We start from the raw sequence: 13,021 nt of genomic DNA, 5'->3' as shown, positions 1-13,021 counted from the left end.
TCGCAACTGGAAGCAGTCTACAAACTTGCATCAAAAACTAGCAACGATGTTTCAAGAAACCCCTTCGTTGATTTAGGTAATAGGGATGTCCGAATAACTCATCGACCTTTGCAGAAAAGTTTTGTCCCCTACAAACAAGGGATCGAGCAATTTCTTAGGGTTGGAATCTAAACGAAGCGATCGCCACGGGTTCAAATGGCGATCCAGATCGTTGACAAAATCGCCACTTTTCTATAGGCACTGAAGCTATTTTGGGCTTGCTGAAAAAGGCTGGAATCCATGCAATGAAAGGATCTCAGCGTTTTCTATTCCAGAAAAGTGCAAGGTTATAGGCACCAGAGCCTCAAAACCCTTGCACTTGGGCCGAGAATCCGAGGCAAAAAGCTGGGGCTAGATGGTAAAAGCCAGATTCCATAAGCTCTCTGCCTCCTAAATTCGTTTTGTGGACTTTTTCAGCAAACCCTATTTTGGCAAGAGCCTGCTTATCCAAGTCAAACCCCCGGCTGACTGACACAACTCCTGAGACCCCTAAAATCTCGCCACAAGCTTGCATGGCTTGAGGCACTTGTGTCAGTCAGCAAGGACTGAACCTCTGATGCTGGAGTTATTGCAAAGTATTGACGGCAGCTCAGAGGATCCTCCCGTCACTCTTAAAGGAAAAGAGAGTTTACTGGTTGCCTAGCAGGAGGCTTCTTGTCAAATTCATCAGAAACAAGCGGATAGAGCAAGTTCTTGATGTACGTTTTTGCCGTAGAGCCGAGTGAGATCGGTTTCACTGACGATAGCTGTACCTGAAGTAGACGCTTGTTATTCCGTAAGCGTTTTCTAAAGCAATGAGGTGCCTTTCAGCTTGCTTTGGAAGGAATAGCGGAATTCTCCAAGTCACGATCGCACTAGTTTTCAAAAGTAAATGCACTCGCATTGAGAGCGTCAAGCTCGCTATTGAGTAAGACTGCCAAATCTTGCCCGAGAGCGCCGATCGCGACGTTCTCGCCCTCCTGGCGCAAGCTGAGGTCGCTAAAGCCAATACCCAAGCCACCAATCCCGATTTCATCTACATCTACAGTGAAGTCAGTAATCGTGCTAGGTGCAGTGGGGAGTGCCGCATTCGCGATCCAGAAGCGATCGCGGCCGGGGCCGCCAGTGAGGAGGTTGTCGCCCGTGCCGACAACGAAGAGACGATCGTCTCCAGCACCGCCAAGCAGGCGATCGTCATTCAATCCGATCAGGGTGTCCGAACCGTCCCCACCGTAGAGACGGTTCCCGCCGCTCCCGGCGGAGGCGTCGAGGATATCGTTGCCGCTGCCGCCGAAAGCGCGATCGCCGCTATTAGTGAATATCTCGTCATCGCCAGACCCCCCAAAGAGGCGCATGTTGCTGGGAATATCTAAGAAATCTAGCCGCTCGACCTCTGGGGATACCCCCGTGAGATCGATTAAGTCTGCACCGCTGCCTGCGAAGACGAAATCGCCGAAGCCGTTGACGTCAAGGTTCCGGCCCGGCTCGATATCATCATTCGCTAACGTACCAAATACCAGTGGCTTGGGACCCTCAACAATCAACTCTTGGTTGGCTTCTTGCACCTGCTGGCTGCCATTTCCGGTTGGGGTCGCGCGTTGAGCGGTTGTTTGAACCGAGTCTATTTGGGTTTGGCCTAGAATAGTGGCAATAAAGTTGTCGATGTCCAATTCGGCATCATTTAACTCGCGGCCCGTGCTAGTTTCGATCTCGCCAGCGACCCCAAGGGGTTCGAAGAAAATCGTTTGCGTGCCACTTTGCGCGATCGCGTTATCATTCGCCAGCCCTGCCTCTTCACCAGCAAATGTTTCTTGAATGGCAAACTGGGTGGGACTGCCCGCGGATTCGGACAAGCTTGCAATGTCTGCTTCGTCTAAGACAATAAGGGATATAAGTATTTGATCGATCTGCTGCCGGATGACGTTTCCGTCTCCTTCAATAAGGATCTCTTGGATGCCGAACTGAAGTGCGTCGAGAACTCCAGAGTCCGAGATCGTTGCCGCTAAGTCTTCGATTCCTCCATCCAAGAAGTCGTTCGATCCGTTGGCCAGCCCGAGATCGATCGCGAAAGGAATGACCAACTCTTGCTGAGTTTCCTGAACGACCTCATTCTCGTTTCCTAATACATCCGCTTCCTGGGAGACAAACTGTAAGGAGTCTAGGCTTTCATCCGCATTTAGAAAGCGATCGACTTCCAAAGAGAAGGGATCTGAAATATCGCTATCCAGTCGATTTGGGAATAGTGGAATAACCGGTGCTGTTTGTTCGATCCCTTGTTCGATCTGGTTTTCGTTGCCCAAGTCAAACTCGTCTTGGATAAAGAACTGGGCCAGTGGTGAACTCTCTAGAGCTGATGGTGTAACCCCTAAAAAGAATATAGTTTGATTTATAGTTTGCGAAACTTGGTTCTCTTCACCCTCAAAGATAAACACTTCTTGGATATTAAATTGTGGGATTGCAGCTGCGCCGAGCATAACAGTTTGTACTCCAAAATTTCAAGCAACTTGATGAGGAGAGGATTGCTTCATCTAAACTCTCCAACTAGCTGCTTGTTCGACTGCTCCAGGATATCAGAAATGAGACGGTGATTCCCAGACTCAACTGCTTGAAGATCTATACCACGTTCGAGCTTCAAGACCAAACGCGATCAGTGTTTGCGTTTCCAACAGGGGGGACTTACCTAAACTAGAAGAGTGTTAGATCATAGTACATCGAAAGCTTGTAAAGTCGAAAAATAGCTATTTTGAAACATGCTAACCTAGACCTCCCCCCTCTGTGTCAACCTGGGACTAGACAGACACTTGCAGAGATAACAGAGATTTGAGGGCGGGTTACTCTTGGAGAACACCATCATGCCTAAGCCTGCCACCGACCCCCTGCCCGATAACCAAGTCAAACCCGAGCCCGCCCTCGAGAAGAGGAGGGCAGCATCGAAACCGAAACGGGTGTTAACTTCCCCACCCTGAGTGCAGCCAAGGAGGTGGCAAAACTACATTAACTGAAATTCACGTGTCCAAAAAGGTTGACATCTTCCGCACCTGAATCCTTACCTACCACCTTCTCATAGTCAAGAATGGTATTCACGACCATAAAATATTTCCTCTCTCATAAATTCATACTTCTCATTACTGCAAGCTAGAAGTTTATCAGAGTCTAATCTGTATACAGTATATGTTTCCGCAAAGTCCTCAGCCTTGCCTTGCAGACTACGTTCAGAGATCAAACCAAATCCACCCTTGACGAATTGTTCCAAACTCCTGTGATGTATATCTGACCATTTGGCTTCGAGTTCTAGTCTAGTTACTAGAACATCAAAATAGACTTTTAAACCTACTTCATATGTAAGATTTTCGCGAAAACTTTCTACCGATTGTTCTGGGGATGATTTTGCTGATACCCATCCTTCAATACCAGGCAGCCTTAACTTGATGGTGCCTTTGATTTCAGCTGAAGATTCAGACTTAGGTTTGGGCTCATACTTGATGGTACAAATATTTTCCAGGTGAGTAGGAGGTAAAGTATTGAGGTATTCAGCAATCTCTGCGTTTACGATCAACTCACCAGCTTCAAACTGACTGATTTCAGAAGAACCAAGCCTCTCAACACCTTCCTCAATGGACAAGGTGAGAGGCTCTGATAGTTCTGCCGAGTTTGCTTCTAAGTTTTGACCTTCGTTTTCCCAAGAATAAGCCATTAAGCCCTCTACTACTTTCATTCAATAACAAACAGAAAAATCACTTAGATATTTGCACCCAAGCTGCCAAGTCGTCTTGTTCTCCATAGATGATTGATTGTCCTGGACGCAAGCGATTTATTATGTTTGTTTGTTCTAAAGTTAGTGCCATTGCAGTACTCATAGAATCTCGGTCATCAGAAGCAACTAAGCGGTGGACAATCTTAAGATTAGTGTTTTTAACAACGTCAGGAATAAGTCGAGATGGTACTTGATCTACGATCAGAAACCCTTCACCATATGCGCGGATTTCTGAAAGAATATTGGAAAACATCTCAGCTACTTTGCCTTGGGGGCTTGCTTGCTCTAAAGAACTCGCCCTAACATTTGATAGAATTCGATGAGCTTCTTCGATTACTGTTAAATGAAAGAGAGGTTGCTGTTTAATCCCTAACTCATATTGAGCTTGGCGGTATTCGTAAAGGAAATTCAATAGAATTGCCATAGTAAAGGCTTTGTCAGCATCATCTCCCAGATGAGAAAGGTTTATGATTGCTGGACGATCAAAAATCTTGTTCCATTTAGTCGATGGAGTCCGATCAAATAATTGCTTTTTCCATCCTCGACGAAAACTCTGTATGCGGGCCGTCAAAGCAGCAGTGAGATTAGCAGTTATTTTTGTTTCATATCCCAAACTTTTGACAACATCTCCTACTTTATTTCGCAATTGACTGAAGGTTGGGCGAGAGGTACTAAGAGGCGGCAACTCATCATCTAGCCATCCATGGTGATTGTAGGCATCAAATATCAGCTCTTCAAGAATGATAGGTAAGACTTCCTGCATGGGAAAAGCAGCATTTAAAATAGACTTTAGCCGATCAATGTGAGGTAGAACCTGAGGAGTATTATTATGCAGCCAGACAACATCAAAAGGGTTAAGAACCAGTTGTTCTTTTAGCACAATGCCACGCCAAGTCTTAACACCAGGCATATAAACTGCAATATGTTTTTCTTGCGGCAAGGTTTTGTTTAGCTCCATTGCCCAGTCAACATACTCTGTTTTGGCAGGCTCGATAACTAATAGAGGAATCTTTTCTTGGTGTAACTCACTCAAAAGCTTCTGGCAAGTGCTTGTTTTTCCGCTCCCAGTAATTCCAGTGACCAAGCCATGCTTTGCCAAGGTTTTTTTGGGAATGCCATAGTTTAAACCTGTTTGTTTGCCGCCTTCTAATAAATACCCCAAAATAATATCATTGTCCTCGATAGTTGGAGGATTGAGGCTAAAACTAGCGCTAGCCATCACTTTTACACCAGGTATTTCTCGTTGAGGGATGTTAACAAGTAATGCCAACTCTTTAACATTCAGTGGTGTTGTTAGATGGTTAAAAGGGGTGCCGAGAGGATGGACAAGGGGGGTTTGATTATTAGGCGTTACAAGTGTTAAACTAGGTTGGCAAAACTCCTGCAAAGCTTTGCGAACGGCATGTCTCCACCCCTCTCCATTTCCTGGGCTCAGATTGTGAACACGGATCGGTTCAAAAAAGCTTTGTTCACCACTCAGTAAAGCTTTGAGTTGGATAGCTCCTTGCTGTGCAACATTCGGCTCTTCAGCCAACAAGTAAATACCTACATTCCAACACCCTAAGGCACGAGATTCCTCAAAGCGATTCAAGTACCTCTCAACTATTCTTTTTGCTGCCTCAGCATGAGTATTGATATACTCCCGACCAAAAGCCCGTGCCAAACCTTTTCCCAAGGTAGTTGTTGTAGAGAGGCTTTCACCAAAACTATCAGTAATTGTTGAGCTCATCCCCGAAGATTTTTGTTTCGTTGGTGTAAAATCCTTAAGGAGCAAAGCGCCTAAGCCTACTTCAATCAGTAACTCGGCAGGAGGAAAGAATGCTCCGACAGCAAGAGTCCCAGCGCTGACCAAATTAATGATATCCTTAATTTTTTGATCTGATTGAGCTTCATTGAAATTTATTCCATCAGCGACTGATTTCCCAAAACTTTCTGTTCTTCCCAGGGCTTCGGAGATATTTTCAGAAAAGGTTTCATTCGAAGTAACCTTACTTAGAGAATGCACTCTTCCCATTAATTCTCGGAGTTGATGAATCGCCTGATTGACATCTCCTTGGTCCATTGGCTCAGCTACAATCATGTACATAAACGGTGAGCCACGTAACCCAGTAATCAAACGATCCAAGCTTTGAGGATAACCAGGATTTTCCCCTGCTTTCAGGGAAGGAATCCCTGTTAAAGCATTAATATACCTCAAGTTTTTGTTTAAAGGATTGATAATACGAGTTTGAAATTCTGAGCTTTCTGGATAACATGGAACAAGCTTTGTGCCAGACCAATTTCCTTCCAGGAAATTACCCACATTCTTGACGAAATCTTTGGTTAGATAGTCAGTATGATCACTACGACGAATACCTAAGTAAATGTGAGTATTATTTCCATCACTAGAAACAATAAAAATTAATGTGCAATGTTTGGGGTGATGGCAAGAGGCTAAAGCTGTTTGCAAAGCCATCAATGGGTCATTGAATAAAGAATCACTAGAGTCACCCACCATTTCTAACCGTAAAAACTCTATACCATCAAAGCTTTCACTGCTTCGTGCTAGAGGCGATTCTGGTCGAATATATTTGCCCTTATCTAATGGAATATCTAAATATTTCCGCCCCAAGGTGTATAGCAAAGAAATTGATATGGCATTTGCCATTGCTAGTTCCAGTTGAGGCGGAGACAACTCACTTTCAATCATTACATTAAATTAATGCTGTTTGGTTGAATGGAAATGTGGGGAGCTTGATGCGGTCTAGATATCATCACTAGCAATCAGTAATCTAGCCTTATCCACCTTTTCTTTTATGGCATCCTCTAGAACCCGGCTCATTTTTTGCAGCAGCTGTTTCTTTAGCTCTGAATCGACGCTAAATCTTTTTTGAAGTTCTTGAGATAAATGCTCTCTCTGTTTCTTTACCTCTTCGTCAATATCTTGCTCAGACAAATCTCTTCTTTCTTGTTTAGTCACTTGGGTCACTGTTTTAGCATTTGCGCTTGCGCCCAAAGCTGCACCAAGCAAACCGACACCCAAAGCAGCCCATCCCACAGGTCCTGCAAGTATCTCTGCCGTAATCAAAGCAACAACCCCACCTCCACCTATAGCTCCCAATGCTCCTCCTAGGGCAGCCCCAGTCCCAACTCCATGGGTGTATGTTTGAGTATCGATATCAATAACTGCCTCTTTAATAAAGATCGAGCTTGAGATTTCTTCAGTTTTGGGGTTAAGTTGAAATTTAGTTATGCCCAAGGCAGCTCTACTGAGGGCATATTCCTCATATAGATCGGAAAGCCGATCTTCTACTTCTTTGCTAACAATGGGTAACCAATTATTTAGTTCCGATGTGATGATATCGCTTGCTTCAACTCCATTTAACCAGTCTTCTATTTCTTGATTGACTTTAGATTCAAGCTCTTCTAATGTTGAAATTTCGTTGTCACGCCATTGAATTAGTAATGGTTTTAGTCCTTTATTAACAGCACCAGCCGCTATTTTTTTTGCTTGATTTTCGAGTAAGGTTTCAATGTGTTTTTCCACAATACCACTTAAATCGCGATCAAGGATTTGATTAGCTTCATTGCTAAAACTTTTTGTGTTGATATCAATTCGCCCCCAACGAGCTAGCCCTCTAGCAATAGCAAATTCAGGTTCGACATCTCTTATCCAAGGTGAATCGGGAAAAATGTTATCACATATAGTAGTAATAAAGTCCATTCTGGAGGCGCCACCTGTGAGCAGAATTTTACTCGGCTCAATCTGTCGATACTCTAACTCTTGTTTTACTGCACGCAAATGATCTCTGAAGGTGGATTTCCAGCTTTTTCCTCCCAGTTCTTGCATCGATTCATTAAGTATTTCTTCCATTATTGGACCATTGACTTTTGGCATAAATTCGTACATACGTTGGACATGTTCATAAGCTGCTGTAACATCAGTATCGCCATATGCATAAGCATCAGGATTTTGAAAATACACTTCTTTATTAATACGGCAAGCAAATTCACAACGACGCAGGTATACAGGATATTGCTTAAAGATTACCTCTAACTCTGCTCTTTGAGCATGAGCATTTAGAGTCCGTTCAAAAATTGCTTTGTCAATAAGCGAAGCCCCTAGATTTTTGCCATAGTCTATGGGGTTATCATTTTCGTTTATTACCCAAGTAAAATCCGTCGTAGATGAGCCAATATCAATGACTAGAACCGACTTGGTCAATTCAGATGGTCTAATTTTCTTGATTTCTTTAGCGTGCATCAGAGCTGCACGAGATTCTCTAACTATAGTCACGTTTTTAAGCATAGCTTCAATCATCATCATCTGATAATCTCTTACTGCTTCTGCTTGCCAACCTGAAGGACAACCAACAAAGAAATAGGTGTTGCTAGGATCTTCAACATATCGACCCTCAATCAACTTTTTGTAGACTGCTTTAACAAAGTCATGAATAGATCTTTTGTTTGACTCCGAGCTAGTCAGAGGATTTTGTTTAAAACAAATATCAAAGCTTTGCATATCCCTTTGCATGATCGCACTATTTCCAATTATTGTCTTACCATCCTTGTTTTTGCCGACAGCAGTAATTTGAGAAGCTTTATTGTTGATTTCGATGGTTTGCGGCTCTTGCCCCAATTGCATCGAAACCTCTGTCAATGAAAACTCTCCATGCCCTAAATCAAAACCTATGACCTTGACAATATTTTCTTCACTCATGATGTATACCTCTTGATTATTCACATCCAAAACGAACTGTCTTCTTTAATTCGTTACATCTTGCTTGTTCTATTCGTTACAACTTACTTATTCTAACTCTCATTGTTGTCAACTGTTTTCGAGACAGGTTTGATGACACGTCCTTGAGATAACATATTCTCCTCTTTGACCAGAGCAGGAACAAGAGTGACATAATCTTTAATATTTGGATCGAGACTGGGTTCAAACTCAAACATTTCTTCTTGTTCTTGGGTTGGATGCTTCTCTCCTTGATTTAATTCAAAAAACTCAGCTCTGATCTGATACTTCCTTAAAATTGTTGGAAGCTGATCAATTCGTTTACGCGTATAACCAGGAAGTGAGCTTTTCTCAAAATGAGCATCGCCCATAAGATTTTGCAGAAATTCTAAAATGTCACGATGATTTTCTATCGTTGGTTCTGGTGGTGGCTTTGGTTCACTATACTTGGAAATGTCTCGATCAATCCCTTTTAGTTGCTTTTCTAACTCTGTTAATAGATGTTCAACATCCATTAAATCAAGTGCTGGGGTTTCCATCTTTAGGTCATTGTTTTTGTCTAATAGCCTAGTTTTTTGACGGTCTTTAGCTATTTCTACAATACTCCCAACAGTCACACCCCCTAATGCTGCCGAAGCTAGCAACAATGGTATAGCAAAGTTAGACACGGTTCCTATTATAAATGCGGTTCCGACTGTTGCAGCAGTACTTCCTAAAGTGCTCCCCCAAGTACTTGCAAGAGCTCTCTCTATACTTGCCTTGCTTTCTTCATTACCGAATGGTGAAGGTGAAGCTTCATTTCTTTTCGTTGTGGACTCTGATGCTCTACTTTCTCTGAATACAACCAACTGCTCAAGAGATACGCTTAGCACTGTTAGTTGCCCTATGGCAACACGTCCTTGCAAAGGGGTTAATCCGTTAATATAATCACCAGATATATCTGCAAGCTTGCTGATTTCATATCGGACTATTTCCACAACTTTTTCAATCGTTAATGCCTCCTTCAATTTTTTCTTAAGTCCTTGTCTTTCTTCTTGAAAATATTCGACTAAGGTTTTCATGGTCTATTCCCTATGTAAGATTGAGCTCTTGAACTCTTTGTTGTAGAGCAATCAACTATCTACCCTCGTTTGTTATATCCACCCCTCTTTCTGATTGACTGACAAAAGTCTGCCCGGAATCACCAGGACTCCCTCCAGGAGCGGTTTTCACCTCATGCCTGGAGATCTCCGTGATCGCAGTGGCTGCTGTGGGAAGGATCCAAGAAGCTCCGAAGCTCCGCCAGCAAATGCTTCTGGATGTGCTGCCCTCCTGGAGCTGGAGCCCCCACGATGCGGTTTTCTCAGAAGTTTTGTCAGTCAACCAGTTTCTCTTTACTTTCCATTTGCAAACTGGAGAGTTGCGCCCAGGGTGGTATGTGCCAATAAAACTCCACCTAATTATCACCACTCACTGAAGCCGGGGTTGTCCAGCACAACCCAATATTACAATTTATCAAGTTATTCTTAACAAACCAAGACTGGGTGTTAGCTCTACCCTAAGGAACTGCCCGAAAAGGTCCTAAATAGTTCGACTTTTCAATTTTCTTCAGAAGATACGGCCACTTTTTATTGTTTTCTCTAAAGTCCTGAAAGAGAGCTAGATAAGGACAGAAGTTTGAGAAGTTGTTTGAAGAGTCAGGTGACATGTTTTTTTGTACATGCTCTATAGCGACAGAAAAAACCTGGGAAACCTTCTTGTGGGCACCTCAAAAAATTTCTGGATTGTGGCGCATCAGCGGCTGAATTGCTCTTGCTACCGTGCCGACCTTCGGTCTTGAGCGAATTAACCGAGGTGCTCTTGTAAGTCTGGCATGACTTTTATATAGCTGGGCATACCCTTAGCAGTCAACCTCTGACTGAATTGTTTGACTAACACCCCTCAATCTTAAGGATGCGTTAGAGATTATGGTCACTCCAAAGTTATATACTGGATAGTTATTAACTATAGTTGAGATTCATCAAGGCATGCCAGTCGTTGAAACATTTCTTCATTTGAGGCGATGCTTGAGCTTGACTTTAGTACATAGGTTTAGTCCATAGAACTGAAGTTCCAGCCACGAAGCCTGAATCCTTGTTGAGCTGTCTCCACAATTTTATTTTGAAAGTTGCTTTATCGCTTTCTTGAGATAAGGTTCTGAGCTGAAAACTTTCATGGTAGAAATTTCAACTCTTGCTGGTGCTGACTTTAACCTCCCCCTATTACCTCACCGGCACCCACATTACGTGCAGGCAAACGCTCAACGCTCTCGTTATCGGAGCTTGAACATACGCACCGAAAGATTGGGTCTTTGCGCTAGCGCGCGCGTTGAGTCTCTCTAGCCCCATCCGTGACAAGTTAAGGCCGAAGTCCCTTTGTCAAGGACTTTTCAGATATGCCGAACATGCTGCTGTGCAAGGTATCCAAGCCTAGCAATCAAATGTACTTACGAGTCCAGCATTTGGGGCTCTAGAGCATGTTTGGGAGCAATGTCCTTTCAATACTCCATATATGGGGCTTGACAAATCGCGAGATTGCTTATCTTGTCACTGATGCTCTAGCCTGGATTATTCATGAACTCTTATGCGGAGACCCTAAACCTTTTGCCGTGCAAGGCTTGCAGACTTTTTCGCTCAATGACAGTGCGTTTCTATACGAAGTACATTGGAGCCTAGTCAGAGCAAGGGTTTGAGGCTTCGTCAAAATCTTCGTGAATAATCCAGGCTAGCCCCCTCTGTGTCAACCTGGGACTAGACAGACACTTGCAGAGATAACAGAGATTTGAGGGCGGGTTACTCTTGGAGAACACCATCATGCCTAAGCCTGCCACCGACCCCCTGCCCGATAACCAAGTCAAACCCGAGCCCGCCCTCGAGAAGCGGACCCGTCGCACCTTCAGCGCCGAGTACAAGCTACGGATTGTCCAGGAAGCTAACGCTTGCCAACACGGCGAACTGGGGAGTTTGCTGCGGCGCGAAAAGCTTTACCACAACCAAATTCAGCAATGGCGTCGCGAGTGCGAGCAAGGCGGCATCGCCTCCCTGTCCAAGACAGCTCCAGGTCCCAAACCCCAACTCACCAGCGAGCAGCGCCAGATTGCCGCGTTGGAGAAGAAGATTCAACGACTCGAGCATCAGCTCCAGCTCAAGGATGATTGCCTAGCCCTACAAAAAAAAGCCTTGGCGATGCTCGCGCACCAGGAGAGCGAGGGCGACGCATGAAGATACTCCGCGACCACAAGCCCGAGCGGCTACCTTTGAGCCTGGCCTGCCAGCATCTGGACCTGAACCGCAGCAGTTTTTATGCCGGCAAAGCGACCTCAAGGGTCGCACCAACCGGTCAAGGTGATGAAGCTCCGAAACCGCGACAACCCCGTGCCTTGAGCTCGAGCGAGCGAGCGCAGGTGTTAGCAACCCTCAACAGCGAGGAGTTTTGCGACCAGCCTCCGTCTCAGGTGTACATGGAGCTGCTGGAGCGCGGTCGCTATTTCTGCTTGGTCAGCACGATGTACCGTGTGCTGCGGGAGCAGGGGCAAAGTGGCGAGCGGCGTCAGCAGCGACCGGCACAGAAGCATGCCGTGCCCAGACTGGTGGCAACCGCCCCGAATCAGGTCTGGACGTGGGATATCACCAAGTTGGCGCTGAGCCAGAAGGGAGTCTACCTATCGCTGTACGTGATTATCGATTTGTTCAGTCGTTTCGCCTTGGCGTGGATGCTGTCGTGCAAGGAGAACAGCGCCCTGTCGCACCAACTGATGCGCGAGGCGATGGCGCGCTATCCCCATGCGCTGGGTGGTCGGACCATTCACCAAGACCGCGGCTCGCCCATGATTGCCCGGCGCTTCCTCGAGGTCATCGGTGAGATGGGAGCAACGGCCAGTCATAGCCGGCCGAGAGTGAGCAATGACAACCCCTTCAGTGAGAGCCAGTTCAAAACCCTGAAGTATCAACCCGACTACCCCGGACGGTTCGAGCACTATGCGCATGCGGAGCAGTGGTGCCAAGACTACTTCGAGTGGTACAACTTCAGCCATCATCACAGTGCCTTGGAGGGGTTCACGCCAGCACAGGTGTTCACCCAGCGCTATCGAGAGTTAGCTGCGCAACGGGAGGCGGTCATGAGCGCGGCATACGAGGCGCATCCGGAACGATTCGTGGGTGGGCGCCCGCGAATCAAACTGCCGCCGCAAGTGGTGGCAATCAACCCGCTCTATCGAGAGGACGGCAGCATCGAGACCGAAACGGGTGTTAACTTCCCCACCCTGAGTGCAGCCAAGGAGGTGGCAAAACTACATTAACTAAAATTCACGTGTCCAAAAAGGTTGACATCTTCCGAGCCCCCTATTAGCAACCTCTGGGAGCAGCGATGTGCAGACTACATTTCGGCTTGGTCTCCGCCGGTGCCCGATCCAGCCGAGATATCGGTATAGGGCGATGAAGCATACACCAAGGTGTGGCTGATTCGCCCGGCTAGCCCTGACTTTTCCCCGCTAATTCTGCAACAAGCGCACAGCC

7 protein-coding genes are annotated in these 13,021 nt (G+C 45.5%); 2 read left to right on the top strand and 5 right to left on the bottom strand.

What is annotated here, in order from left to right:
* Positions 1–893: 893 nt before the first annotated feature.
* From KR51_RS10270 to KR51_RS10250, 5 genes are all read right to left on the bottom strand, one after another.
* Positions 894–2,492, bottom strand: a complete 1,599-nt coding sequence (locus KR51_RS10270) for a calcium-binding protein (protein WP_022607462.1) — start codon at positions 2,490–2,492, stop codon at positions 894–896.
* Between the two features lie 593 nt (positions 2,493–3,085).
* On the bottom strand, positions 3,086–3,733 hold the full coding sequence (locus tag KR51_RS10265) for a hypothetical protein (RefSeq protein ID WP_040655906.1): 648 nt from the start codon (positions 3,731–3,733) through the stop codon (positions 3,086–3,088).
* 19 nt (positions 3,734–3,752) lie between these two features.
* On the bottom strand, positions 3,753–6,461 hold the full coding sequence (locus KR51_RS10260) for an ATP-binding protein (RefSeq protein WP_022607456.1): 2,709 nt from the start codon (positions 6,459–6,461) through the stop codon (positions 3,753–3,755).
* Between the two features lie 54 nt (positions 6,462–6,515).
* Positions 6,516–8,471, bottom strand: coding sequence for an Hsp70 family protein (locus KR51_RS10255; RefSeq protein WP_022607454.1), 1,956 nt, complete (start codon positions 8,469–8,471; stop codon positions 6,516–6,518).
* Between the two features lie 92 nt (positions 8,472–8,563).
* A complete protein-coding gene (locus KR51_RS10250; RefSeq protein ID WP_022607452.1) occupies positions 8,564–9,550 on the bottom strand; it encodes a hypothetical protein in 987 nt (328 codons plus the stop codon).
* Positions 9,551–11,320: 1,770 nt separating this feature from the next.
* Between KR51_RS10250 and KR51_RS10240 the strand changes: the two genes are divergently transcribed.
* A complete protein-coding gene (locus KR51_RS10240) occupies positions 11,321–11,728 on the top strand; it encodes a transposase (RefSeq protein ID WP_022607446.1) in 408 nt (135 codons plus the stop codon).
* A complete protein-coding gene (locus tag KR51_RS10235) occupies positions 11,725–12,804 on the top strand; it encodes an IS3 family transposase (protein ID WP_022607444.1) in 1,080 nt (359 codons plus the stop codon). Before KR51_RS10240 ends, KR51_RS10235 begins: the two co-directional genes overlap by 4 nt.
* Positions 12,805–13,021 lie beyond the last annotated feature (217 nt).

This window comes from Rubidibacter lacunae KORDI 51-2, assembly GCF_000473895.1.
GTDB classification, from domain to species: Bacteria; Cyanobacteriota; Cyanobacteriia; order Cyanobacteriales; family Rubidibacteraceae; genus Rubidibacter; species Rubidibacter lacunae.
The sequence above is the reverse complement of the archived record's forward strand: the minus strand, read 5'-3'. Positions and strand labels throughout refer to the sequence as shown.

Coding starts and splice junctions, on each gene's coding strand:
- KR51_RS10240 (WP_022607446.1), top strand. CDS start 11,321: ATGCCTAAGCCTGCCACCGACCCCCTGCCCGATAACCAAGTCAAACCC.
- KR51_RS10235 (WP_022607444.1), top strand. CDS start 11,725: ATGAAGATACTCCGCGACCACAAGCCCGAGCGGCTACCTTTGAGCCTG.
- KR51_RS10260 (WP_022607456.1), bottom strand. CDS start 6,461: ATGATTGAAAGTGAGTTGTCTCCGCCTCAACTGGAACTAGCAATGGCA.
- KR51_RS10270 (WP_022607462.1), bottom strand. CDS start 2,492: ATGCTCGGCGCAGCTGCAATCCCACAATTTAATATCCAAGAAGTGTTT.
- KR51_RS10255 (WP_022607454.1), bottom strand. CDS start 8,471: ATGAGTGAAGAAAATATTGTCAAGGTCATAGGTTTTGATTTAGGGCAT.
- KR51_RS10265 (WP_040655906.1), bottom strand. CDS start 3,733: ATGAAAGTAGTAGAGGGCTTAATGGCTTATTCTTGGGAAAACGAAGGT.
- KR51_RS10250 (WP_022607452.1), bottom strand. CDS start 9,550: ATGAAAACCTTAGTCGAATATTTTCAAGAAGAAAGACAAGGACTTAAG.